A 24,200-nucleotide genomic window follows, 5' to 3' on the forward strand; every position below is an offset into this window, starting at 1 on the left:
GCCGCCCGGCCCGCGGACCCCGCGCGGTGGGTCAGGATGGACGGGCCACCCGACCAGGAGGACGATCATGCCCCGACCCCGCACCTTCGACGAGGCCGACGTCGTCGCCCGCGCACGGACGGCCTTCGCCGAGACCGGGTACGCGGGCACCTCGCTCGACACGCTGCTCGAGGCGACCGGCCTGGCGCGGCAGAGCCTCTACAACGCGTTCGGAGGCAAGAAGGAGCTCTTCATGCGGGCGTTCCTCAGCGACACCGCCGAGGCGGTCGACGCCGTGGAGACGATCCGCCACGGAACCGAGAGCCCGCTGGCGCGCATCCGGTCGCAGCTCGTGAGGGTGGCGGTCGAGCACGGCGCGGCGCAGTCGGCTCCGTCCCTGTTCACCCGGACCGCGGTGGAGCTCTCGGCGCGCGACCCTGAGATCGCGGCGACGGTCGCGACCGCGTTCGACGCGATGCGCTCGCACTACGCGGCCTGCATCGACGACGCGCGGACGGCGGGCGAGATCGACGCCTCCGCCGATCCGGAGGCGCTCGGCGCCTACTTCTGCGCGGTGCTGGAGGGGATGGCCCTGCTCGGCGCGTCCGGCGCACCTCGGGCGACGCTCCTCGGCATCGGCCTCACCAGCCTCGCGGCTGTCCCGATCACCGAGGTCGGCCGCGAGCGCCTCGGCACAGGCGAGGGCGACTGGTCCTGAGGCGCCCGGGCGTCCGCCATCGAGGGATGCCTGCCGCCCACTGTCCAGGATCTGTCGCACTCGGCACCCCACTGCGACGACTCCTGGAGAGTCGTGGGGGGCGGCCGTCCCGAGACTCCAGAAGTCGAGGCGGCCGCCCGCAGCGATCCGCGTCAGGGCTGCGTGAACGCGACCTTCTGCACGCTGGTGCGTCCGTCGGGCGTCGTCGTCGTGATGCGCATGCTGTACGACCCGGCCGGGGCGACGGCGCCGTTCGTCAGGCGTCCGTCCCAGGCGAGGGTCTGCCGGCCCGCGAGGTGGCGGATCGACGAGGTCAGCTGCTTCGCGACTCCGCCGGACGCCGTGAGCACCGCGACGCTGGTCGTCGCGCCGTCGCCGGTCATCCAGTCGAGGGTCGTCGTGCCGCCGGGGCGGGTCACCGCGGGCGCCGAGACCACGAACGCCGGCGTCCGGCCGAGCGTCGCGGTCGCGTGGCCGTCGGCGACGGCCAGCGCTGTGCTGCCCGCGGTGGTCCGGATCGACACCGTCGCCCCCGAGACCTGCACCGAGGCCGTCGACGGGCCCGCGGTGTAGAGCGCCTGCACCGTCTCGGTCGGCGTCTGCAGCACCGTCCCGTGCAGGTTCACTCCGTAGTCGGCCGTCACGTCGTCGATCGAGACCGTGCCGGCGGAGACGCCCGACGTCGCCTTGTAGACGAAGGCGTCCACGAGCTTCACCGGGTAGTCCCACACCCCGTCGCCGTCACCGCCGGAGTGCGTGTAGTTGGCGTTCAGCCCGTCCGAGAACAGCGTCATCTTCTGCCACGGCGAGCCGCCGACGTTGCCGACGAGGCCCTGGAAGGTCTCCCCGGTCGCATCCTGCAGCTTCAGGTAGACGGGGCTGGTGCTCGCGTCGCCGCTGACCCGGACCGAGACCGCTGTCGGCGAGCCGGGGAGGGTGCGCGAGGTGTGCAGCTGCGCGCCCTTCGAGGCGCCGGAGAAGTCGTACGTCAGCTTCAGCGCGCCCGAGCCGGAGTAGCCGGTCGACGTCGCGGCCAGCGAGGCGGTCCCGCCGCCGATCGGCGCCACGGCCCACCCGCTCGTGGAGGAGAGGTCGTCGACCGTCACCGGCGAGGCGGAGGCGGTCGCGCTCGCCCGGCCGACCGCGGTGCCGGTCGCGAGGACCGCGCCGACCTCCTTCAGCGCCGCGTACGCGGGCTTCTGCCGTCCGGAGCGCTCGGTCACCGAGAAGGTGTCCAGCGGCGCCTGCGGGTCGGGGCCTCCGACGAGGTTGTACCAGGCGATCGCCTTGATCCCGCGGGCCGCGGCGTCGAGGTAGGAGCGCGAGAGGTACGACGCCTGGTCGGCCTCGCTGGTGGCGCCGACGCAGGTGGTGCAGGTCGCCCAGCTGACCTCGGTGATCCACAGGCTCCGGCCCGGCGCGCTGCGGGTGAGGAAGTTCTGCGCCGCGTCGAGGTAGGTCGGGATCGCTCCGGTCTCCGGCGCCCCGTCGACCGTGTAGGTGTGGATCGCGAGTCCGTCGAAGGAGTCGCCGGCCCCGGCCGCCAGCACCCCGGCCATGAACGGATCGCTGAACTGGTCGAGCCCGCCGACCAGCACGGTCGCGGTCGGGTCCACGGCCTTGATCGCCGTGTACGCGGCCTTGAGCATCTCGCCGTACTGGCCGGCCGTGGCGCCTCCGCGCCAGTAGTAGTCGGTGTTCGGCTCGTTCCACACCTCCCAGACGTGCACGCGGTCCTTGAACCGGGCCACGGTCGCCGCAGCGTACGACGCGAAGTCGGCGTTGCTGCGCGGCGGGTAGTACTGGGCGTCCTCCGCCGCGGTGCCGGCCGGGGCCGACGAGGCCCAGGGCGCCGAGTAGGCGAGCTTGCCGATCATGTCGACGTTGCGCGCCTGGCTGATCGCTACGGCCTGGTCGAACTTCGCCCAGTCGTAGAAGCCCTTCCGCGGCTCGACGCGCTTCCACTCGAACTCCTCGCGGGCCCAGCGCACCTGCGCGTCCTCGAGGAGGGCGGCCTGCCGGTCGGCCTCGACGGGCGAGTCCTGCTCGGTGAGGAAGCTGTTGATGCCGCTGATCGACGTGGGCGACGCCTCGGTGACCCGGGCGCTCACTCCGGTGAGGTAGGGGCGGGTCGCCGTGGCGGCTCCCGAGAGCGCGCCGTCGGCGGTCGTGTCCCAGGTGAGGCGGCTGGCGATGCTGCCCGCCATCGCGGCTCCGCTGTCGTCGGTGCCGTCGTAGGTCGCGGTGATCTCGCCCGCGGCGGCGGCGGTCCCGCCGTAGGTGCGGGTGCGGCCGGCGCTGTCGCGCAGCACCAGGGCGTAGTCGCCGGGCCCGCCCGCCGTGAAGCGGACGGTCGTGGTCGCGGCGTTCTCGCGCGAGAAGCGCGCGCCGCTCGCGGTCGGCAGCGTCCAGTCCTTGTCGAGGACGCGCAGGTTGTCGAGCACGACGGTGCCGGTGGCGGGGGCCGAGGCGCCGTTCCGCACCACGTTGATCCGCACCAGCGAGACCGGGTAGTCGAGCACGCCGTCGTCGTTGCCGAGGTGGGTGTTCGCGGCGGGCGACCGGAGGTCGATCGTCGCGGTCGTCCACCGGCTGAGGCTCATCGCGTCGACGCGGTAGAAGAACATCTCGCCGGTGGCGTCGCGCAGCTTGAGGAACACGGTGTTCCAGCTGCTGTCGCCGAGCAGGTCGACCTTGAGCGCGGTCGCGGGCTGCGTCAGCAGCGGCACCGGAGTCGTCGCGGTCTCGATCTCGGCGTCGGCGCGGGAGAGGTCGTAGGCGATCCTCAGCGCGCCCGAGCCCTCCGTGCGGGTGGCCGAGGTCGAGGGGGTCGCGGTGCCGGCGGCCTGCACCCAGTCCGTCCCGGCGGAGTCGAAGGACTGCGCGAGGCTCGCGTCCGCGTCGATCTCGGCGAGGGTCAGCAGGAGCGGGATCCCGCTGCGGGTGGCGTTCGAGGCGAGGACGCCGTCGTCCGTCCCGTCCTGCGAGAAGACGCCGCTGACGTCGCCGCGCATGCGGGTTCCGGAGTCGTCCGAGCCGTCCCAGGTCAGGGTGACCGGGCCGGCCGCGGCCGCACGCCCGGTGATCGTCTTCACGCGCCCCTCCTTGTCGCGCAGCTCGAGGCGGTGGTCGCCCGGGCCTGCCGCGGTGAAGGAGAACGAGGTGGTCGCCGAGGCGCCGGGGGTGAAGAACGCGGTCGCGGCCGTCGGCAGCGACCAGCCGGTGGCGAGGGTGCGCAGGTTGTCGAGCACGACGGTCCCGGTGGCGGGCTGACTGCCGTTGCGCACGATGATCACGCCGGAGAGCTTCACCGGGAAGTCGAGCACCTGGTCGCCGTCGCCGCCCTCGATCAGCGCGGCCGGGGCGGTGAGGTCGACGTCGATCGTCGCCCACGCCGTCGAGCGCATCGCGTCGAGCCGGTAGGTGAAGGTCTCGCCCGAGGCGTCGCGGAGGCGCGTGTAGACGGTGTTGTAGGTGCCGTCGCCCTTGAGGTCGATCCGGAGCGACGAGGCCGGCTTCGCGATCACGGTCGCGGGGGTGCTCTGCACCGTCTCGACCAGGCCCGACGAGACGTCGTAGTCGATCCGCTGCGCGTAGGAGCCCTGGGTCTTCTGCGCGCTGGTGCGCGAGACGGCCGCCGAGCCCATCGCGACGCTCCAGCCCGACGCCGCGCCCTCGAAGCCCTCGACCACGCTGGTCGTCGACGGCTGCGCCGCGGCGACGGTCAGCAGGGTCGGAGTCGCCGAGCGGGTCCGCGACGCGGAGAACTGCCCGTCCGGGGTCGAGTCCTGCAGGAAGGTGCTGCGGATCGGGCCGTCCATCTCCTGGCCGTCGTCGGCCTTCCCGTCCCACTGCACGGCGGTCTCGCCGGGCTCCGCGAGGGTGCCGATGAGGGAGCGGCTGCGGCCGGTGCCGTCGCGGAGGACGATCATCCAGTCGCCGGCCGTGGCGGCCGAGAACGCGAGGCTCGCGACTCCGCCCTCCGACGGCACGAGGAACTCGGTGTCGGCGACCGGCATCGTCCACCGGCTGCTCACCGCGCGCAGGTTGTCGAGCACGAGCGAGCCGGTGGCGGACTGCTCGCCGTTGCGCACGACGTAGAAGCCGGTCAGCGTCAGCGGCATGTCAAGCACGGAGTCGGCGTTGCCGCCCTCGGCGAGCACCGGGTCCTGGGTGAGGTCGATGGGCACCGTGGTCCACGTGGTCTGCCGCATCGCGTCCATCCGGTAGGTGAACGCCTCGCCGCTCGCGTCGGTGACGCGGAGGTAGACCGTGTTGTAGCTGCCGTCGCCCTTGAGGTCGACCTTCAGCCCCGTGACCGGGCCGGTGGCGACGTCGAGCGGAGCGGTCCGCGTGATGCCGGCCATGCCGTCGGTGAGGTCGTAGTCGACGGCGAGCGCGTCGGTGCCCTCGGTGCCGGTCGCGCCTCCCCCGGCCGCGGAGGCGCGGCGCAGGGTGGCGGATCCGGTGGCGACTCCCCAGCCGGCGTCTCCGCCGTCGAAGGCCTCGACCACCGAGGTCGCATCGGGGTCGTCGGCCGCGGCCAGGGTGAGCAGGAACGGGACGCCGGTCGTCGTCGCGGCGCCGAGGGAGCCGTCGGCCGAGTCGTCCTGGCGGAGCACCGCGCGCACGTCGCCGGTCATCGCGGCTCCGGAGTCGTCGCGTCCGTCCCAGTCGACGGCGACGGGACCCGCCGCGGCGGCCGTGCCGGTGAGGGTGCGCGAGAGCCCGGCGGCGTCCGCGAGCCGCAGCTCCCAGTCGCCCGCGGATCCGGCGTCGAAGGAGAGCGCGGCTCTCGCCCCGGCGGCGACGTAGGTCGACGCGGCGACGGGGAGGGTCCAGCCGGTGGTGTCCGCGCGCAGGTCGTCGAGGGCGAACGTGCCGGTCGGCGGCTGCTCGCCGTTGCGGACCACGAGGACGCCGGCCACGGTGAGCGGCGCGTCCATGACTCCGTTGCCGTCGCCGCCGTCGCGGGCCACCGGCTCCGCGGTCAGGTCCACGGTGAGCGTCTGCCACTGGGTCGAGCGCATCGCGTCGACGCGGTGCACGAAGGTCTCGCCGCTCGTGTCGCGGACCCGCAGGTAGACGGTGTTGTAGGAGCCGTCGCCGCGGAGGTCGACCGTCAGGGCCGAGGCGGGCGCGGGGATGACGGGCGCCTGCAGCGGGTCGAAGCCGAGCTCGGCGAGCCCCCCGGTGACGTCGTACGAGACCTCGAGCGACGAGTCGCCCTCCGTGCTGTCGTCGGAGACGGCCGTGGAGGCCGTGCCGGTCACCGTCGTGAGCGCGGGCGAGCCGCTCTCGAAGCCCGTCACGGGACTGGTCCCGGGAGTCGCGGCCAACGCGGCGCTCGGCGCCGTGAGCAGGCCCGCGACGAGGGCGGCGGTGACGAGGAGGACTGTTCGGGCACGGGACATGGGGGCACTCCGCTGGGCGTCGGATCGAGGATCGAACGCTCGCCTGGGGGTGATGGCGAGCCGGCCGCATCGACGACCTGCGCGTCACGCTAGGACCGGCGGAGGTGCTCGGAAGGGTGCGGAGGAAAGCTCGATTCGCCCGCACTCGAAGAGGGGTGGCGGGCCGGGGCGGATCCCCTCGGGGGATATCACGAGGGCCGATCCGCGCGCCAGCCCTCGCAGAGAGGGCAGACGGGGCGCTGAGAGGAACGCCATCCCGTGCGGCGCCGGAGCGCACGCCTCACTTCGTTCGAGTGCTCTCAGGTCCAGTCGAGAGCGGAGCGCTCGGCCCAGTAGCGGGCCGGATCCACGGCGAGCGCCGGGAGGTCCGGGAGCTCCCGGGGCTGCGCGCGCAGGTTGGCCCGCAGCTGCTCCGGAGTCGCCGCGCCGCTCAGCACGACGTCGGCCCAGGGCTGCGCGAGGACGGCCCCCAGGGCGACGGCGTCCGGCGCGGCGCCGGCGTGCTCGATCGGGTGCGCCACGAGCCTCCCGTTGGCGAGGGCCTCCTTGACCACCACCAGCCAGCCGTCGTCGTGCGCGGCGGCGAGCGCCCGGCCCGCGGACTGCTCGAGCGGGTTCCAGGTGCTCTGGACCGCGCTGAACGGCGACTCCGGGATCGCGCGGGCGAGCTCGATCACGCGCGCCTGCTCGGGTCCGCTGGTGGAGAGGCCGACGCGCACTCCGGAGCCGGCGAGGCCGCGCAGTCGGTCCAGCAGCGGGCGGTCGGTGAGGGCCGGGCTCTCGGGAGTGATCGAGTGGACGAGGTAGGAGTCGGGCGCCGAGCCGAGCGCGTCGAGCGTGAGCGGCCACTGGCGGTCGAGCATCACGACCGAGTGCTCCTTGCGCTCGTGCACCGGCGCATCCATCGCCCACCCGCCGACGTACTCGTAGCCCCACTTCGACTCGATCGTGAGCGCCGCCCGCCGCTCGGGGTGCCGGGCGAGCCAGCCGCCGAGGAACTCCTCCGCCCGCCCGTAGGAGCGCGCGGCGTCGAGGAAGCGGACGCCGGCGTCCCACGCCGCGTCGAGCAGCAGGTGCGTGCGCTCCCGCAGCGCGTCGACGCTCCGCTCGGCCGCAGGGCCGAGGTCGTCGTCGCGCCCTGCCGTGATGTACGCCGGCCGGCCCACGGCCGCCAGCCCGATCCCGAAGCGCTGCATCCCGCCCACGGTACGCCCGTCCCGGAGCTGCGGCAGCCGCTAGCGTCGAGCGGTGACCTCCGCCCTCGACCGCAGCATCCTCCGGCTCGCCGTCCCGGCGCTGGGCTCGCTGGTCGCCGAGCCGCTGTTCCTGCTCACCGACTCCGCCCTGGTCGGCCATCTCGGCGCCGTCCCGCTCGCCGGGCTCGCGCTGGGCGGCACGGTGCTGCAGACGATCGTCGGCCTGATGGTCTTCCTCGCCTACAGCACCACTCCGCGGGTCGGCCGGGCCCTCGGCGAGGGCGACGAGCGGAGGGCCGTGGCGGCCGGGATCGACGGCGGCTGGCTGGCCCTGCTCCTCGGCGCCGGCATCGCCGTGGTGGGCGCGCTCACCGCTCCGGCCGTCGTGGCGCTCTTCGGCGCGGAGCCGGCGGTGGCCGAGGCGGGCGTGCGGTACCTGGCGGTGAGCATGGCCGGGATCCCCGCCATGCTCGGCGTCTTCGCGCTCACCGGGCTCCTCCGCGGCTTCCAGGACACCCGCACTCCGCTGGTGATCGCCGCCGGCGGATTCGCCCTCAACGCCGCTCTCAACGCCGTGCTGATCTACCCGGCCGGCCTGGGGATAACCGGCTCCGCATTGGGGACGGTGATCGCGCAGTGGGCCATGCTCGCGGCCTACGCGGGAGTCGCGCTGCGGCTCGCCCGGAGGGTCGGCGCGCCGCTGCGGCCGCACCTCGCGGGCCTGGCCTCGTCCGCGGGATCCGGCGGCTGGATGCTGCTGCGCACAGCGAGCCTCCGCGCGGCGATCCTGCTCGCGGTCGCGACCGCCACCTCGCTCGGGGCGGAGGAGCTGGGCGCCTTCCAGGTGGCGATGACGCTGTTCTCGACGGTCGCCTTCGCCCTCGACGCGGTGGCGATCGCCGCGCAGGCTCTGCTGGGCCGCCTCCTCGGCGCGGGCGACGCCGAGCAGGCCCGAGCCGTCACGAAACGCTGTGTGACCTGGGGAATCGGTGCGGGAGTAGTGCTCGGAGCGCTGGTCACCGGTCTGAGCGGTGTCCTGCCGTACGTCTTCTCGAGCGACCCGGAGGTGCTGCGGCTGCTGCCCGCGGCGATCGCGGTCGTGGGCCTCACCGCTCCGCTCGGCGGCTACGTCTTCGTGCTCGACGGCGTGCTGATCGGCGCCGGCGACGGCCGCTACCTGGCGCTCAGCGGCCTCGCGAACCTCGCCGTCTTCGTCCCGCTCGCCCTGCTCGCCCCCGCCGCGCCCGCCGAATGGCGCCTCCTCGCGCTCTGGCTCGCCTTCGCCGTCGGCTTCCTCGGCGCCCGCGCGGTCACCCTCGGGCTCCGGGTCCGCAGCGACGTCTGGCTCCGCTGACCGCACTCCTCCCCTGTGGAGAAGCCTGTGGACAACTCCGGTCAGCGCGGCGGTGCGCTGGTGTTCCCGCGGTGGAAGACGGCGTGGAAGCAGACCGCCTCCGCCTCCTCGTCGGCCAGGAGCGCGACCGCGGCCCGTCCCGCCGCACGGCCCTTCTCGACCGCGGGCTGGGCCATCGTCGTGAGGTCGTACTCGGCCGCGAGACCGGGCACCTGCACGCCGTCGAAGCCGACCACCGAGAGGTCCTCGGGCACGCGCAGCCCGCGCTCCTCCGCCGCGAGGATCACGCCCGCGGCCAGCAGATCGCTCTGCGCGACGACCGCGGTCGGCGGCTCCGCCCCCTCGAGCAGCGTGCGGCCCGCGGCGACGCCCTCGTCGACCGAGCTCGCCGCGGCGGCGACGACCGACGCGTCCGGGAAGACGTCCTGCACGCCGAGGAGGCGGTCGACCGGAGTGATGCTGGGGCTCGAGCGCCAGCCGGGCGGGATCGCGCCGCGGCGCCGGTCCTTCGCGAACGGGAGCGAGACCACCGCGACCCGCTCGTGGCCGAGCTCGCGCAGGTGCTCCGCGAGGGTGCGGCTGGCCTCGCGGTTGTCGAGCGAGATCACGGCGCCGCCCAGCTCCGAGAGGCCCTCGACCACGACGACCGGCACCCCCCGGCGGCGCAGCACGGCGACGGAGTCGTCGACCGACGGGCTGCAGCCGACCAGGATCATCGCGTCGACCGGGGCCGTCGCCAGCAGGCCCGCGCCGTCGCCGGTCTCGGTGAGCAGCAGGATCCCGGCGTCGACCCCGCCGAGCACGTCGGCGATCCCGTCGAGCATGGCGATCTTGATCGGGTCGCGGAACGCGTGCAGCATCCGCTCGTCCACGACGACCCCCACGATCCCCGAGCGGCCGCGGCGGAGCGAGCGCGCCCGCGGGTCGGGGCCGGCGTAGTCGAGCTCGGACGCCGCGCGCAGCACCCGCTCCTTCGTGGCCTCCGAGACGGGGCCGGAGCCACTGAAGACCAGCGAGGCGGTGGAGGGGGACACTCCGGCCCGGCTCGCGACGCGGGCGAGCGTCGGCCGGGGGCTCTTGCGGGGTTCCACGTTCCTCCTCGTGGGGGCGGCGCGCTCGTCGTCGGTTGACCGTCCCCGGGGTTCCGGATAGCTTAGACCGGCTCGCTTCGAATCGATTCGACCGTGCCTCTCGATCCGGTGTCCGGATCCCGCCCGCACCAGGAGAACCGCCATGACCTCGACGTCCGCGCTCACGCGCCCGCAGCTGGTCGCCTGGCGCAACGCCGTCTTCACGATCTTCGTCCTCAGCGGGATCTCGATCGCCACCTGGGTCTCGCGCACCCCCGCCATCCGCGACGAGCTCCAGCTCTCGACCGCCGGAGTGGGCCTGCTGATCCTCTCGATGTCGATCGGCGCGATCGTCGGACTCGCGTTCTCGACGCCGGTCATGGGCGCGATCGGCGCCCGGCGCGGCATGGCGCTCGGCCTCACCGTCTCGGCGGCGGGCCTCGCGGTGCTGGGCGTCTCGGCCGACGTCATCGGCGTCCTCCCCGCGGCCTTCGCCGGCATGGCGATGCTCGGCTTCGGCAACGGAGCGGTCGACGTGATGATGAACGTCGAGGGAGCGGCCAACGAGAAGGCCTTCGGCAAGACGCTCCTGCCGCTGTTCCACGCCTTCTTCAGCCTCGGCACCGTGGCCGGCGCACTGATCGGCGCGGGCGCCTCCGCCCTGGCCGTGCCCGTCGCCGTCCACCTCGGCGCGATCGCCGTGGTGATCGCCGTGACCGCGGTGATCGCGATCCGCTTCGTCCCGGTCCGCGAGGAGCTCGACACCTCCGGCGCGGCGACCACGGTGAAGCCGCCGGTCCGCGAGCGCGTCGCCGCCTCCCTCGGCGTCTGGCGCGACGGCCGCCTCGTCCTCATCGGCCTGATCATGCTGGGCATGGCCTTCGCCGAGGGCTCCGCGAACGACTGGCTGACCCTGGCGATGGTCGACGGCCACGGCACCGACAAGACGACCGCCGCCGTCGTGTTCGGCGTGTTCGTCGCCGCCATGACGGTCGGACGCGTGATCGGCGGACCCGTGCTCGACCGCTTCGGCCGCGTCCCGGTGCTGCGCGCCTCCGCCGGGCTCGCGATCGTCGGCATCCTGCTGTTCATCCTCGCCCCGGTCGACGCGCTCGTCGTCGTCGGCGCGGTCGCCTGGGGTCTGGGCTGCTCGCTCGGCTTCCCGGTGGGCATGTCGGCCGCGGCGGAGGGGCCGCACTCGGCCGCCCGCGTCAGCGCGGTGGCGATGCTCGGCTACGTCGCGTTCCTGGTCGGACCGCCGGCGATCGGCTTCCTCGGCGAGCACTACGGCCTGCTGAACGCCCTCTTCCTGGTTCTGGCCCTGGTGGTCGTGGCGGGGCTCGCCTCCCCCGCCGCCCGCAGCCGGCGGAGCTGACCGCCGCCGCCGCAAGCCCCCGTGCGGCCCGGGCGCCCCGACGCGCCTCCCCCTAGGCTTCCCAGGACGGCGGCGGAGGGGGAGCGGATGCGGTACCGAGCGCGCGACGGCGCCCTGCTCCACGTCGACGAGCACGGAGCCGGTCAGGGGCGGCCCCTGGTGGTCGTCCCCGGCGAGCCGGAGCGCCACCCCTCCTACCTCGGCTCGTTCGCCTCGATCGCCTGCACGCGCCGCGTCCTCGTGCTGCACCCGCGCGGAGTGGGCGGCTCCGCGGAGCTGCCTCCCGCTCCCCCGGCCACGACGGCCGCCGACGTGGAGGACCTGCGCCGTCACCTCGGCGTCGACGAGCTCGATCTCGCCGCGCACGACTCCGGCTGCCGCGCCGTCCTGCTCGCCGCCGTGGACGCGCCCGAGCGCGTCGCCCACCTGCTCCTGATCGCCCCCGGCACCGCCTGGCTCGGGATCGACGACCACGCTCCCCGTGAGGAGCACACCGCTCCCGCGGGCTCCGACGACACCGCGGCGATCCGCGACGCTCTGCAGCGCCTCGACTGCCCCGCGGTCGTCCTCGGCGGCGAGGACGATCCGGTGACGGGCGTCGCCGCTCTGGAGGCGCTCACCGCGCTCCTGCCGCAGGCGAGCCTGGCCGTCATCGAGTCGAGCGGCCACCACCCGTGGGCGGAGGCGCCGGCCGAGTTCGCGGTCGCGCTGCGCGCCTCGCTCTCGGTGCCGCCGCCCGCTCCTCCGCTCGGCCGCCGGCCTCCCGTCGCCGCGCGCTGAGCCGGGAGCCCGCCGGAGCCGCGCCGTCTATCCTCGACGGGTGCGTCTCGTCATCGCGCGCTGCTCCGTCGACTACACCGGCCGTCTCAGCGCCCACCTCCCGCTCGCCACCCGCCTCCTGCTCGTCAAGGCCGACGGGAGCGTCCTCATCCACTCCGACGGCGGCTCCTACAAGCCGCTGAACTGGATGAGCCCTCCCTGCACGCTGATCACGGGCGAGCCCGACGAGGAGGCGCGCGCCGCGGGAGTGACGCAGCAGTGGACCGTCGCGCACCGCAAGACCGGCGACGCTCTCGTCGTCTCGATCCACGAGGTGCTGCACGATTCGGCGCACGAGCTCGGCGTCGATCCGGGACTCGTGAAGGACGGAGTGGAGTCGCATCTCCAGCGCCTTCTCGCCGAGCAGATCGGTCTCCTCGGAGAGGGGCACACTCTCGTCCGGCGCGAGTACATGACCGCGATCGGCCCGGTCGACATCCTCGCCCGCGATTCCTCGGGAGCCGCCGTCGCCGTCGAGATCAAGCGCCGCGGCGAGATCGACGGAGTGGAGCAGCTCACCCGCTATCTCGAGCTGATGAATCGCGATCCGCACCTCTTCCCGGTGACGGGAGTCTTCGCCGCTCAGGAGATCAAGCCGCAGGCGCGGACTCTCGCCGAGGACCGCGGAATCCGCTGCGTGGTGCTCGACTACGAGGCCATGCGCGGCACCGACGACTCCCACACGCGCCTGTTCTGACAGGCACGGCGACAGGCACGGCGAAGACGCGGCGACAGGCACGGCGAAGGCCCCCGCGATCGGATCACGGGGACCTTCCGCTCACCGGGCGCGAGGCCCGGGAATGCGGCGTCTCACCGGGCCGAGAGCCCGGCGGCCGCTACTTGTGGGCGGCCTGGTAGGCGGCCTGGACCTCGGAGGGGATGCGTCCGCGGTCGGAGACCGGGTGGCCGTTGGCGTTCGCCCACTCGCGGATGGCCTTGAGCTGCTTGGGGTCGCTCTTGGAGGCGGTCGCGACGCTCGTGGCGGCCGCGGGGCGCGAGCCGACGCGGCGGGCGCTCGAGACGAACTTCTCGAGCGCCGAGTGGAGCTCGGCGATGTTGTCGGGGCCGAGATCGATCTCGTAGTTGGCGCCCTCGATGCTGAAGCGGACGGTACCGCCGTCACCGGAATCGATAAGGGTTCCGTCGATATCGTCGACAAGCGTGATCTTCTGGGCCACTTTTCCTCCTGGAGTTCGCGGGACCGGACTGTCTCGACCCGGACCGGAAGAGACATTACCCCCTTTCACAATCGAGTGCGCCATGAATGGCGCCATTCGTCCCTTTCTCGCGCCATGTCGAGGGGAATGTTCAGGATAAGCGGAGGCAATCAGGGCGGAATCGAGCTGTTCGCCACCAGCCGTCGAATAGAGGACACGGTGTCCGCAGACGGCCGTAACGATTCCGGACACCGATCGCGCGCATTCCCGGGAACCGGACCCGGCGATTCCGATCACGCCCCGGTCTTCGTTAGCGTGGAGTCATGGCACGACGAGGCGGACCCCCTGCACCCCCGGCGCGACCCGGTCCGTACCGCAATGCGGAGGCTCGGGAAGCACTGGAGGCGCTCGTCGCCGCTCCCACCGCCGAGGCCGTCGACCGGCTGCTCGAGGCCTGCCTCGACGGCTCCCTCGTGGTCGACGTCACGGGCTCCCAGCCCGGAGGCGTGCCGCACGTCCGCACCGTCGCGACGACCACCGGGGAGCAGGTCCTGCCGCTGTTCACCTCCACGGACGAGGTGCGCACCGCGGTCCCCCGGCAGCAGCATCCGCGGGTGCAGATGCTGGTCCTCCCCGGACGCGAGGCCTTCGCGCTGATCCGCACCGCCGACTTCGTCGCCGTGCAGCTCGACCCCGGCTCGATCGCCCAGGTCGTCACCCGTTCGTTCGTCGAACGGGCTCTGGACGCCGAACGGCCGTAGAGTGTGGCCCCCGGCGGGGCAGCGCCGGCGTCACCCCGTCCTCCGAGGTCAGGAGCCCGCCATGTCCGACACGACCCTCGCCGCCACCGGCCTCGACGCGCGAGCCGGCACCTGGTCCTGCATCCTGTTCGACCTCGACGGCACGATCACCGACTCGGCCCCCGGCATCACCGGCACCCTCGTCGAGACCTTCGTCGAGCTGGGCCGCCCCGTGCCCGCTCCGGCCGAGCTGCTGGCCTACGTCGGCCCTCCGCTGCTCGAGGCGTTCCGCGAGCTCGGCGGGATGACCGTCGAGGAGGCGCAGGCCGCGCTCGTGGTCTATCGCCGCCGCTACAACGCGGGCGGGCTGTTCGACTCCTCGGTCTACCCGGGGCTGCCCGAGGTGCTCGCGCGCATCGCCGAGGCCGGCGTGCCGCTCTCGCTCGCGACCTCCAAGCCGGAGTCGGCGGCCACGCGCATCCTCGAGCACTACGGACTGGCGCAGTACTTCACGGTGATCTGCGGCGCCTCCGAGGACGAGGTCCGCAGCGCCAAGGCCGACGTCGTGGAGGAGGCGCTGCGCCGGCTCCGCGAGCTCGGCGTCGACCTCTCGGCGCCGGTGATGGTGGGCGACCGCGAGCACGACGTGCAGGGCGCCGCAGCCCACGGCGTGCCGACGATCATGGTCGAGTGGGGCTACGGATCGCCGCTCGAGGCGGTCGGGACGATCGCGCTGGTGTCCGGTGCCGAGGAGCTCGCGGACCTCCTGCTCCCGTGACCTGCGTACGATGAGGGCATGACTGGTCTGGGCGTCGTCCTCTCGTTCGTGCTGTTCCTCGGCGGGATCCTCGTTCTCGGCAACTCGTTCCTGCTGCCCGACATCGCCGGATTCCTCTTCGTCGGCGGCATCCTGATGATCTCGGGATCGCTCGCCGTCGCGTTCCACGTCCTGCCGAAGTCGCAGTAGCCGGGTCGCTCCGGGCGGCCGCCTCCGCGGCTCGCCGCTCCGCTCACCCCAGCGTGCTCGCGTCGAGGTTGACGACTGCATTGATGTAGACCGCCTCGCCGGCTCCGGCGATCGTCGGGTTCATCCGGAGCAGCTGCTGCACCGGGATCCCGAAGCGCTGCGCGATGTCGAAGAACGTGTCGTCCTGCACCACGGTGTAGCTCACGATGTCCCCCTCCCCATCGCGGGTCGGCTCGCCGTTCGCCCCGGGAACCGCGCCGTTGTCGACCGCGAAGGCGGTCTCGGGGATGTCCGGCGTCGCGTTCGGCGTGAACGTGACCGTCGCCTCGGGGACCGGCGCGAAGACCGTGGCCGTCGCTTGCGGGAGCGCCGCCGTGACGGTCGGGTCCGGCACCGGAGTCGGCGTCGCCGTGGCGAACACGGTGACCGTGACCGTGGGAGCCGGAGCGGGCGCCGAGCACCCCGCGAGCGCGAGCACCCCGGCCAGTGCCGTCGCTCCGATGACCGTCCTGCGCATGTCCCCCGCCCTCCGCGCGCCCCGCGGCGCCCGCTCCACCCTAGGAGACGGGGCGGCCGGCGGCACGTGCTATCGCAGGAGGCCGGTGCTGCGGATCCACCGTCGTGCGGGGAGCCCTGTGGTCGTCCGGGACGGGTCGGCCTCGCCGGGACCGGGTCAGGACGGGGGCTCGGGGAGCAGGCGCAGCCCGCCGCCGCTGTTCGCCGCGTCCATCAGGAGCTCGACCCAGGTCGGGTTGATCGTCGGCTGCCGGCTCCCCGCGAAGTGGAACTGCAGGGCGATGTTCGGGTTCATCCAGAAGGAGTGGCGGCCGCGCGCACCCTCGGGCATCGAGTCGAGGGTGAGGCTGAAGCGCTCGTCGCGTCGGAACTTCGCGTAGATCACGATCTGGAGGTGGGCCAGGGTCCGGTCCTCGATCTCGATGACGGCGGGAGGAGTGCCGTAGAGGAATTGACCCATGCCGCCAGACTATAGGCCCCTCGGCTTATTACTAGTCCGTCTAGCTATTTCGCCGCGGAGGGTTCCGCCGGGTCGGCTTCGTCCGTATCGTGCCCGTCGCCGTGCTCCGCGTCGATCTCGTCGACGGCCGCGCTCATCCGGCGGAGGAAGTTGACGACGACCTCGGCCTCGGGGGCGTCCAGGTCCTCGGCGATCTCGAGCATCCGGCGGTGCATCTCCTGGAGCGTGGCGCGCACCTCGTCATCGCTGTCGACGGTCGCCTCCACGACGATCCCGCGCCGGTCGGTCGGGTTGGGCTTGCGCACGAGGTGGCCGCTGCGGACCAGGCGGTCGATGAGGACCGTGGTCGACGCGGACGAGATGGAGAGGTGCGAGGCCAGATCCTTGCCGGTCACCAGCTCGCCCTTGCGCTGCTGGCGGAGCAGGTACTGGATGGCGATCAGGTCCGTCTCGCCCATCGCCATCCGCTCGCGCGTGCGGCGGCGCATCGAGACCTCGGAGACGCGGTACGTGCGCATGGCGCTCAGCACCTCGACAGCGCGGCGGGTGGACGACTCGTCCGGGTACCAGTACCCGGCGCCGCTCCGCAGGCTCGTGTCGCTCATCCGCACATCCTAGACCGGCTGATCACCAGGCCGTCTAGCGAGTCGCCCGCGCCTACGCTGGACCGGTGACCGCCACCCTCGTCGCCAAGGGCCTCTCCGGAGGCTATGCGCACCGCACCCTGTTCGACGGACTCGACCTGACGGTCGCCCCCGGGGACGTGGTGGGCGTCGTCGGGGCGAACGGAGCCGGCAAGTCGACGCTCCTGCGCATCCTCGCCGGCGAGACGGCTCCGCTCGAGGGCTCCGTCGTTCTCTCGCCGGGCGACGCCTTCGTCGGCTGGCTGCCGCAGGAGCACGAGCGCCGCGAGGGCGAGACCGTGGCCGGCTACATCGCGCGCCGCACCGGCTGCGCCGAGGCCTCCGCCGAGCTCGACGCCGCCGCCGCCGCCCTGGCCGACCCCGATCCCGACGGCTCGATCGCCGACCGCTACGCCCTCGCACTCGACCGCTGGCTCGCGAGCGGCGCGGCCGACCTCGACGAGCGCACCCCGGTCGTCCTGGCCGACCTGGGCCTGTCGCTCGGAGCCGCGGCCGCCTCCTCGACGATGACCTCCCTCTCCGGCGGGCAGGCGGCGCGGGTGGGCCTCGCGGCACTGCTGCTCTCGCGCTTCGACGTGGTGCTGCTCGACGAGCCGACCAACGACCTCGACCTCGACGGCCTGGAGCGCCTGGAGGCCTTCGTCCGTGGACTCCGCGGCGGCGCGGTCCTCGTGAGCCACGATCGCGAGTTCCTCGCCCGCAGCGTGACCCGCGTGCTCGAGCTCGATCTCGCGCAGGGCACCAACCGGGTCTACGGAGGCGGCTACGACGCGTTCCTGGAGGAGCGCGAGACCGCGCGCCGCCAGCGCCGCGAGAAGTACGAGGACTTCGCCGAGCAGAAGGCCGACCTGGTCTCCCGCGCCCGCACCCAGCGGGAGTGGTCGAGCCAGGGCGTGCGCAACGCGATGAAGAAGGCCCCCGACAACGACAAGATCCGCCGCAAGGCCTCGGCGGAGTCGAGCGAGAAGCAGGCGCAGAAGGTGCGCCAGATGGAGAGCCGGATCGCGCGGCTCGAGGAGGTCGAGGAGCCGCGCAAGGAGTGGCAGCTCACCTTCACGATCGGCAGCGCCCCGCGCTCGAGCTCGGTCGTCTCGACGCTGAACGGCGCGGTCGCCCGCCGCGGCGCCTTCACGCTCGGGCCGGTGTCGCTCCAGGTCGACGCGGGCGACCGGATCGGCATCACCGGGCCCAACGGCTCCGGCAAGTCGACGCTGCTGTCGCTCCTCCTCGGCCGCGCCGAGCCGGAGGAGGGCGGCGCCTCCCTCGGAGCGAGCGTGGCGATCGGCGAGATCGATCAGGCCCGCGGGATGCTCGCCGCCGAGGTGCCGCTCGCGGACGCGTTCGAGGCGCTGGTGCCCGAGTGGCCGACCGCCGAGGTCCGCACGCTGCTGGCGAAGTTCGGGCTGAAGGCCGACCACGTCGGCCGCCGCGTCGGCGAGCTCTCGCCGGGCGAGCGGACGCGGGCCGCCCTGGCGCTCCTCCAGGCCCGCGGCACGAACCTCCTGGTGCTCGACGAGCCGACCAACCACCTCGACCTCGTCGCCATCGAGCAGCTGGAGGAGGCGCTCGAGGCGTACGAGGGCACACTGCTGCTGGTCACCCACGACCGGCGGATGCTCGAGACGGTGCAGCTGACGCGGCACTGGCACGTCGAGGCGGGCGTCGTCACGGAGGCGTGAGCGTCGGCGGGATCGAGACACCGCCCTGCCGCCGAGACACCGCCGACGGAGCGGCGCCTCGGCGATCACGGCAGCGGCTCGACGGCGGGCGGGGCCCGACGGACGCGGCCGCCCGCAGGACGCGGCGTCAGGCGCCCGCGGCCCGCGCCGCCTCGTCCTCGCGCCAGCCGGCCTCCTTCTGCACGTACTCGTTGTCGGCGAACTCCGCGAAGTCGCTCTCGTCGGTGATCCGGCGCACCTCGAGGCGGTTGCCGGGCACCAGGGGGCAGCGCAGCGCCCAGTCGCGGGCCTGCTCCTTGGATTCGACCCCGATGATCCAGAAGCCGTTGAAGAGCGACTCGGTCGGGCCGTAGGCGCCGTCGACGACGGTCGGCGGCTCGGAGGAGAAGTCGACCACGAAGCCGGAGGAGGCGACGTCGTCGGCCAGGCCGTCGCCCGAGAGCAGCACGCCCGCCTCGATCATCGCCTCGTTGTACTGCCCCATCCGGGTGATGATCTCGTCGAACGGGATGGAGGCGTAGGCCTCCTTCGCCGCATCGGTCGCGCGCATGATCAGCATGTACTTCATCGGGTCTCCCTCGGGTCGGTGCGCGGGGGCGCACCGCTCACTCTGGCGCGTCGTGGGCACGAACGGAACAGCGGATCCGGAGGCGCATCGTCCTCGGCGCGGCCGTGAGCCGCAACCCCCGCGCAGACCCTCCGCGAGCGGCGGAGACTGGCGACGGCCCGTTGCTCGACGGGCGCTCATCGACGGAAGGAACGACCCCATGGTGGATCTCGGAGGACTCGCGGACAAGGCGAAGAACGCCGCGAGCAGCGACAAGGGCGAGGAGCTGACCGACAAGGGACTCGACAAGGCGGGCGACGCCGCCGACTCCGCGACCGGCGGGAGGTTCGCCGGGCAGGTCGACAAGGCCCAGGAGGCCGGCGACCAGCACGTCGGCAACGACTGACCCCGGGGCGGCCCTTCCGCGCAGTCGCGGAGGGCCGCCCGTCCGTCAGTCCCGGACGCCGAGCCCGCCGAGCAGCGCCCGCACCACGGCGACGGAGCGATCGGCCGCGTCGTCGACGTGCGCCTCGAACTCGCCGGGGGCGCAGAGGTCCGAGATCCCGCGGACCGAGACGAACGGCAGCCCGTGCACGTGCGCCGTCTGCGCGAGCGCGACCGACTCCATGTCGGTGGCGAGCGCGCCGGGGAAGTCGCTCCGCACGCGGTCCACGTGGGCGCTGGAGACGAAGACGTCGCTCGAGACGATCACGCCGCGGCGCACCCGGGGCCCCTCGGGCAACTCGAGCTCCGCGGCGAGCGCCGCGTCGTCCCCGGAGTAACGGGCGGGCATCCCCGGGACCTGCCCGAGCGCGTAGCCGAACGCCCGCGCATCGGCGTCGGTCTGCACGTACTCGGCGCCGATCACGACCTCGCCCACGCGGACGTCGGCGCCCAGGCCGCCGGCGGTCCCCGCGCTCACCACGAGCGGCCGCTCGCCGGCCTCCCGAAGGATCGCTGCGGTGAGACCGCCGGCCGCGTTGACGAGGCCGATGCCGGTGCGGACGAGCAGCACCGCGCGGGAGTCGAGCTCGAGCTCCCACTGCAGCGCGTTGCCGACGGCGCGCGGCTCGGAGGCGCTGGACGCGGCGGCGAGGAACGGCGCGGCCTCCTCGTCCATCGCGACCAGGACGATCGCCGTGCTCACGCGGTGACCGTCTCCCACTCCGAGCGGTGCGCGAGGAACGTGCGCGCCGCCTCCTGCGCCCCCTCGAGGGAGTGGTTGGCGCCCCAGCCGCACTGGGTCTCGTTGGCCGCCGGGACCTCGTCGGCCTCGGTGATGTCCTGGAGCGTCGCCTCGACCAGGCCGAGCACCTCGGAGAGCTCGGGCTCGCCCGAGAGGAGCAGGTAGAAGCCGGTCTGGCAGCCCATCGGCGAGAAGTCGATCACGCGGTCGGAGTGGTTGCGGGACTTCTCGGCGAACAGGTGCTCGAGCGAGTGCACGGTGGGCATCTCGAGGTGCCCGCGGTTGGGCTGGGTGAAGCGCACGTCGTACTTGACGAGGTGGTCGCCTCCGGGCAGCGTCTTCGCGTCGGCGAGGCGCACGTACGGCGCGGCGACGGTGCGGTGGTCGAGGTTGAACGACTCGACGTTCATGCGCGGCTGATCCACGGTGGTCTCCTTCGCTGGGGGTCCCTCCATTGTCCTCCGCTCCGCGGAGCGGAGGCGGACCCCGGCGGATCCGGCTGCTTCTTCTCCGGGGCTGCGCCCGGATGCGAGGAGTTCCTCGCCGGCCACGACGAGGTACGCCGCGTCGAGCGCGATGCTCACCAGGACCGCCTCGAACAGGCGCGCGGAGACCGTGCGGTCGTCCAGCGGGACCCGCCGCCCCGCACGGAGGAGTGGAGCACCCCGGGCAGCACCAGCGCGACGAGCGCCGTCACGCCGAGCACACTGTCAGGAACGACCATCGCCGCCACCTCCTCCGTCGACGGGTCGAGCATGACGTCGCGCCCTGCGCGGCGGGGAACCAGGCCCCTGATCAGTGAATTACGGGCCGCTCCGATCCCTGGGGAGGAGCCTCGGCCGCTCCTCAGAACAGGTCCGAGAACCCCATTGCGACGAGGTTCGCGTGCGAGGTCCGCAGGCAGTCGAGCGCGCTCCGCCCGTAGCGCTCGTCCTGCTCGACGAGGAGGTGGTCGACGCCGAGCGCGAGGCTCGTCCCGATGATCCCCGGGAAGTCGAGGTTGCCCTCCCCCACCTCGGCGAACTGCACGTTCGAGGTGAAGGCGTGCACGGACCACCCGCCGGACACATCGGCGGGCGGCCCGACCCGGTAGTCCTTCAGGTGCACCAGGGCGACGCGCTCCCCGTACCGGCGCAGCGTCGTCACGGGATCGAGCCCGCCCCGCTGCACCCAGTGCACGTCGAGCTCGAGCCCCAGCAGCGGAGCCCGGTCGGCGACGACGTCGAGCAGGAGGCGGCCGCCGTGCCGCGCGAACTCGTGGTGGTGGTTGTGGAGCAGCAGCCGCAGCCCGTCGTCGCGGAGCCTCGCCGCGGCGGCCTGGCAGCGGTCGGCGAAGTCGAGCAGGGCGGCCGGCGAGGCCGCCGCGGAGGCGGGCAGCATGCCGATCCGGACCGTGCGCGTGCCGAGCGCACGGGCGTCGGCGACGATCCCGGCGAGCCCGCCCTCGAGCGCGGCGCCCGGGGAGTCTTCCGGTGCCAGGCCCGCCGAGATCGCCGCGATCTCGACGCCGAGCTCGTCCCGCGCCCGCTGCAGCTCGGCCACGGTGGCCGCCGTCAGCGGGATCTGCGAGATCTCCACCGACCGGTAGCCGATCGCTCGGACCTCCCGGAGCGTCGCGAAGGCGCCCGCCGAGGCGAACGCGTCCTTCAGCATCATCGCCTGCACGCCGATCCTGGTCACGGCAGTCCTCCCGGTCGCGGTGGGGGCCGGCGTCTCCGCGGCCCGGAACGCCCCCGACGGTAGAGGCCTGTCTCCGATCTTGTCAATCGGTTGCCAATACGCGTATGGTCGTGGCACGGCGGCGCTCCTGCCCGCCGGTTCCCGACGACGAGAACGAGGCACGCACCGTGACCACCGCACCCGTGACGACCGCACCCGCGAACCCCGCACCCTGGACCCTCTCCGGCTTCGGCGACGAGATCGACCCCGACCCGGTCGTCCAGGTCGCCGTCCTCCGAGCGCTCGGCGCGCACAGCATCGAGGTGCGCAGCGCCTGGGGCCGGAACGTCGTCGACCTCGACGACGAGCGCCTCGCCCGCCTCGCCGCCGTGCTCGAGCGCGGCGGCCAGTCCGTCTCGGCCGTCGCCTCGCCCATCGGCAAGGTCGACGTCGCCCTCGACCCCGAGCTCGAGGTGGCGCGCCTCGACCGCGTCATCCGCGCCGCGCACGCCCTCGGCACACCGAGCATCCGCGTCTTCTCGTTCTACCGGGGCGAGGGAGTGCCGGTCGAGAGCATCCGCGACGACGTCCTGCTGCGCATGCGCAGGCTCGCCGATCGCGCCGAGCGCGAGGGCGTGGTGCTGCTGCACGAGAACGAGAAGGACATCTACGGCGACGTCCCCGAGCGGATCCTCGACCTGGTCGAGTCCGTCGGCTCGCCCTCCCTGCGCCTCGCCTGGGACAACGCGAACTTCGTGCAGTGCGGGGTGCGGCCCTTCGACGACGGCTGGGCGACGCTGCGGCCCTACGTCGACTACCTGCAGGTGAAGGACGCGGTGGCCGCGACCGGCACCGTGGTGCCCGCCGGCGAGGGCGACGGCCAGCTGCGCGAGACGCTCACCGCCCTGCGCGACGACGGCTGGACGGGCGTCGCCTCGCTGGAGCCGCACCTCGCGATCACGGACGCCCTCGGCGGATTCTCCGGCCCCGAGTCGTTCGGAGTGGCCGCTCGGGCCTTCCGGGGGCTCGCCTCCTCGCTCGGGATCGACCTGCGATGACCGTCCGCGCGGCGGTGATCGGCTGCGGCGACATCTCCTCCGTCCACCTCGCGGCGATCGGCACCGCACCCGGCGCGGAGCTGGTGGCGGTCTGCGACACCGACCCGGGCCGGCTCGCCGCGGCCGCCGAGAGGCACGCGGTGCCGGGCTTCCCCGAGGCGGTCCGGATGCTCGACTCCGTCCGCCCCGACGTCGTGCACGTCTGCACTCCGCACAGCACGCACGCCGCGCTGGCGGTCGCGGCCCTGGACCGCGGCGTCGCGGTGCTCCTCGAGAAGCCGCTCGCCTCCTCCGTCGCCGAGGGCGAGCAGGTGATCGCCGCGGCCGAGCGGGGCGGGGCGCGCATCGGCGTCTGCTTCCAGAACCGCTACAACCCGCCCGTGCAGCGCCTCCGCGAGCTGCTGGCGTCCGGCTCCCTGGGTGCCGTGACAGGTGCGGCCGCGACCGTGCTCTGGCACCGCACTCCCGGCTACTACCTCGACCGCCCCTGGCGCGGGATGCGGGCCGAGGGCGGCGGCGGGATGCTGATGAACCAGGCGATCCACACCGTCGACCTCCTGCAGTGGCTCCTCGGCGAGGTGGCCGCGGTGAGCGGCTCCGCCTCCACGCGCCTGCTGCCGATCGAGGTCGAGGACACCGCCGACCTGGTGCTCACCCACGCCTCCGGCGCGCGCAGCGTCCTCTACGCGACCGTGGCGAACGCGTGGGACGAGCCGGTCGAGCTCCGCCTGCGCACCGAGCGCGCCACCGTCTCGCTGCGCGGTGCCCTCACCGTGCGGCGCGACGACGGATCCGTCGAGGTCGTCCCGGACACGGAGCGCCGATCCGGCGGGCGCTCGTACTGGGGCGCCTCGCACGAGCTGCTCGTGCACGACTTCTACGCCCGCCTCGGCGAGGACGAGCCCTTCTGGATCTCGCCCCGCGAGGCGGCGAGGTCGCTCGCGATCGTCCAGGACGCCTCCGCCCTCGCCTCCCCAGGTCGCGCGCCACGCGCTCTGGTCGAAGTAGGCCTGCGGCCGCCACCAGGTCGTGATGATCCAGTTCGAGCGCAGGATCCGGCCGATCCCGCCCTCGTCGACGACCTCCTTGAGCCGGCGGTAGAGCGGGTTAGCCCGCTGGTTGAACATGATCGCGAAGCGCTGCCCGGGACGGGCGGCGGCGGCCTCGTTCAGCTCCGCCACCTGCGCGGCGTAGACGCCCGCCGGCTTGTCGACCAGCACGTGCAGCCCGTGCTCGAGAGCGTCGATGCCGATCCCGGGGTGGAGGTAGTGCGGAGTGCAGACGACGACGGCGTCGACCTCCCCGCTCGCGAGGAGGGAGCGGTGGTCGGCGTGGAAGGACGCTCCGGGTGCGAGCGCGGCGGCCGCCGCCTCCCGGGCGGGGTCGACGTCGGCGACGGCGGTGACGACGAGGTCGCGCACCCTGCCGTCGGCGAGGAAGCGGGCGTAGGAGGAGCCCTGGGCGCCGAATCCGATGATGCCGAGGCGGACGGTGGTCATGGGAGGAGTCCTTTGTTCGGGGTGGAGTGGGGGATCCGCGCGGGCGCGCTCGGGGCGTAGGCGGCCTGGACGATCGCGAGCGACCTCGCCGCCTCGCGGGGCGAGATCCAGAAGGGCTCGTCCTCGCCGAGGCGGGCGTAGAAGTCGTGCACGAGCAGCTCGT

General features: G+C 73.5%; 22 protein-coding genes and 2 pseudogenes. 12 read left to right on the top strand and 12 right to left on the bottom strand.

Features of this window, described 5'->3' with window-relative positions; translation table 11 throughout:
- The first annotated feature begins 67 nt into the window (after positions 1-67).
- Complete coding sequence (locus tag C5C82_RS11620) at positions 68-697, top strand: TetR/AcrR family transcriptional regulator (RefSeq protein ID WP_104250281.1); 630 nt, start codon at positions 68-70, stop codon at positions 695-697.
- Positions 698-849: 152 nt separating this feature from the next.
- Here C5C82_RS11620 and C5C82_RS17310 read toward each other — a convergent pair whose 3' ends face one another.
- The gene (locus C5C82_RS17310) at positions 850-6,111 is read right to left on the bottom strand and encodes a FlgD immunoglobulin-like domain containing protein (RefSeq protein WP_146085985.1); all 5,262 of its coding nucleotides are present in this window, start codon (positions 6,109-6,111) and stop codon (positions 850-852) included.
- Between the two features lie 299 nt (positions 6,112-6,410).
- Positions 6,411-7,307 carry an aldo/keto reductase gene (locus tag C5C82_RS11630; RefSeq protein ID WP_104355113.1) on the bottom strand — a complete coding sequence of 299 codons (897 nt, stop codon included), beginning with the start codon at positions 7,305-7,307 and terminating at the stop codon, positions 6,411-6,413.
- 52 nt (positions 7,308-7,359) lie between these two features.
- On the opposite strand from C5C82_RS11630, the gene C5C82_RS11635 reads away from it, so the two are divergent.
- Complete coding sequence (locus C5C82_RS11635; RefSeq protein ID WP_104222620.1) at positions 7,360-8,661, top strand: MATE family efflux transporter; 1,302 nt, start codon at positions 7,360-7,362, stop codon at positions 8,659-8,661.
- Positions 8,662-8,702: 41 nt separating this feature from the next.
- Here the strand turns inward: C5C82_RS11635 and C5C82_RS11640 are convergent, their stop codons facing one another.
- The gene (locus C5C82_RS11640; protein WP_244230542.1) at positions 8,703-9,752 is read right to left on the bottom strand and encodes a LacI family DNA-binding transcriptional regulator; all 1,050 of its coding nucleotides are present in this window, start codon (positions 9,750-9,752) and stop codon (positions 8,703-8,705) included.
- Between the two features lie 142 nt (positions 9,753-9,894).
- Between C5C82_RS11640 and C5C82_RS11645 the strand changes: the two genes are divergently transcribed.
- From C5C82_RS11645 to nucS, 3 genes are all read left to right on the top strand, one after another.
- A complete protein-coding gene (locus tag C5C82_RS11645) occupies positions 9,895-11,106 on the top strand; it encodes an MFS transporter (RefSeq protein WP_104225755.1) in 1,212 nt (403 codons plus the stop codon).
- An 87-nt stretch (positions 11,107-11,193) separates the two neighbouring features.
- Complete coding sequence (locus C5C82_RS11650) at positions 11,194-11,886, top strand: alpha/beta fold hydrolase (protein WP_104257964.1); 693 nt, start codon at positions 11,194-11,196, stop codon at positions 11,884-11,886.
- A gap of 40 nt (positions 11,887-11,926) precedes the next feature.
- Entirely contained in the window at positions 11,927-12,622 is a 696-nt protein-coding gene (gene nucS / locus C5C82_RS11655; RefSeq protein WP_104222623.1) for an endonuclease NucS, read from the top strand.
- Positions 12,623-12,761: 139 nt separating this feature from the next.
- Here the strand turns inward: nucS and C5C82_RS11660 are convergent, their stop codons facing one another.
- Positions 12,762-13,103, bottom strand: a complete 342-nt coding sequence (locus C5C82_RS11660) for an Lsr2 family protein (protein WP_104222624.1) — start codon at positions 13,101-13,103, stop codon at positions 12,762-12,764.
- Between the two features lie 302 nt (positions 13,104-13,405).
- Between C5C82_RS11660 and C5C82_RS11665 the strand changes: the two genes are divergently transcribed.
- From C5C82_RS11665 to C5C82_RS17625, 3 genes are all read left to right on the top strand, one after another.
- Positions 13,406-13,843: an SseB family protein gene (locus C5C82_RS11665; RefSeq protein WP_104355108.1), complete on the top strand. Its 438-nt coding sequence runs from the start codon at positions 13,406-13,408 to the stop codon at positions 13,841-13,843.
- Between the two features lie 61 nt (positions 13,844-13,904).
- Entirely contained in the window at positions 13,905-14,600 is a 696-nt protein-coding gene (locus C5C82_RS11670) for an HAD hydrolase-like protein (RefSeq protein WP_104222626.1), read from the top strand.
- Between the two features lie 18 nt (positions 14,601-14,618).
- Entirely contained in the window at positions 14,619-14,789 is a 171-nt protein-coding gene (locus C5C82_RS17625; protein ID WP_159911733.1) for a hypothetical protein, read from the top strand.
- Positions 14,790-14,832: 43 nt separating this feature from the next.
- Here the strand turns inward: C5C82_RS17625 and C5C82_RS11675 are convergent, their stop codons facing one another.
- The 3 genes from C5C82_RS11675 to C5C82_RS11685 form a co-directional block, all read right to left on the bottom strand.
- On the bottom strand, positions 14,833-15,306 hold the full coding sequence (locus C5C82_RS11675; RefSeq protein ID WP_104346298.1) for a LysM domain-containing protein: 474 nt from the start codon (positions 15,304-15,306) through the stop codon (positions 14,833-14,835).
- A 156-nt stretch (positions 15,307-15,462) separates the two neighbouring features.
- Complete coding sequence (locus C5C82_RS11680; protein ID WP_104225758.1) at positions 15,463-15,765, bottom strand: ATP-dependent DNA ligase; 303 nt, start codon at positions 15,763-15,765, stop codon at positions 15,463-15,465.
- 44 nt (positions 15,766-15,809) lie between these two features.
- On the bottom strand, positions 15,810-16,370 hold the full coding sequence (locus C5C82_RS11685) for a MarR family winged helix-turn-helix transcriptional regulator (protein WP_104256423.1): 561 nt from the start codon (positions 16,368-16,370) through the stop codon (positions 15,810-15,812).
- 65 nt (positions 16,371-16,435) lie between these two features.
- Here C5C82_RS11685 and C5C82_RS11690 point away from each other — a divergent pair, with 65 nt between their 5' ends.
- Entirely contained in the window at positions 16,436-18,088 is a 1,653-nt protein-coding gene (locus C5C82_RS11690; RefSeq protein ID WP_104346297.1) for an ABC-F family ATP-binding cassette domain-containing protein, read from the top strand.
- Positions 18,089-18,215: 127 nt separating this feature from the next.
- Here the strand turns inward: C5C82_RS11690 and C5C82_RS11695 are convergent, their stop codons facing one another.
- The gene (locus tag C5C82_RS11695; RefSeq protein ID WP_104355109.1) at positions 18,216-18,656 is read right to left on the bottom strand and encodes a YciI family protein; all 441 of its coding nucleotides are present in this window, start codon (positions 18,654-18,656) and stop codon (positions 18,216-18,218) included.
- Between the two features lie 199 nt (positions 18,657-18,855).
- Here C5C82_RS11695 and C5C82_RS11700 point away from each other — a divergent pair, with 199 nt between their 5' ends.
- A complete protein-coding gene (locus tag C5C82_RS11700) occupies positions 18,856-19,041 on the top strand; it encodes an antitoxin (protein ID WP_104255664.1) in 186 nt (61 codons plus the stop codon).
- 45 nt (positions 19,042-19,086) lie between these two features.
- Here the strand turns inward: C5C82_RS11700 and mtnN are convergent, their stop codons facing one another.
- The 3 genes from mtnN to C5C82_RS11715 form a co-directional block, all read right to left on the bottom strand.
- Positions 19,087-19,782, bottom strand: a complete 696-nt coding sequence (mtnN, locus tag C5C82_RS11705) for a 5'-methylthioadenosine/S-adenosylhomocysteine nucleosidase (protein WP_258063852.1) — start codon at positions 19,780-19,782, stop codon at positions 19,087-19,089.
- The gene (locus C5C82_RS11710) at positions 19,779-20,231 is read right to left on the bottom strand and encodes an S-ribosylhomocysteine lyase (RefSeq protein ID WP_104222722.1); all 453 of its coding nucleotides are present in this window, start codon (positions 20,229-20,231) and stop codon (positions 19,779-19,781) included. The genes mtnN and C5C82_RS11710 overlap by 4 nt, the downstream gene beginning before the upstream one ends.
- Before the next feature lie 436 nt (positions 20,232-20,667).
- Positions 20,668-21,501, bottom strand: coding sequence for a sugar phosphate isomerase/epimerase (locus C5C82_RS11715; RefSeq protein ID WP_258066091.1), 834 nt, complete (start codon positions 21,499-21,501; stop codon positions 20,668-20,670).
- A gap of 167 nt (positions 21,502-21,668) precedes the next feature.
- Here C5C82_RS11715 and C5C82_RS17860 point away from each other — a divergent pair, with 167 nt between their 5' ends.
- Together C5C82_RS17860 and C5C82_RS17865 are read left to right on the top strand one after the other, a co-directional pair.
- Positions 21,669-22,538, top strand: a complete 870-nt coding sequence (locus C5C82_RS17860; protein ID WP_258066093.1) for a sugar phosphate isomerase/epimerase — start codon at positions 21,669-21,671, stop codon at positions 22,536-22,538.
- Positions 22,535-23,437: pseudogene (locus C5C82_RS17865) on the top strand (Gfo/Idh/MocA family protein); the annotation flags it as partial. The gene C5C82_RS17860 and the pseudogene C5C82_RS17865, both read left to right, overlap by 4 nt.
- A 309-nt stretch (positions 23,438-23,746) precedes the next feature.
- On the opposite strand, the pseudogene C5C82_RS18070 reads toward C5C82_RS17865, so the two are convergent.
- Positions 23,747-24,037, bottom strand: a pseudogene (locus C5C82_RS18070) (Gfo/Idh/MocA family protein); the annotation flags it as partial.
- Positions 24,038-24,200: the final 163 nt, after the last annotated feature.

The sequence above is a fragment of the Rathayibacter sp. AY1D5 genome, assembly GCF_002932515.1.
GTDB lineage: Bacteria > Actinomycetota > Actinomycetes > Actinomycetales > Microbacteriaceae > Rathayibacter.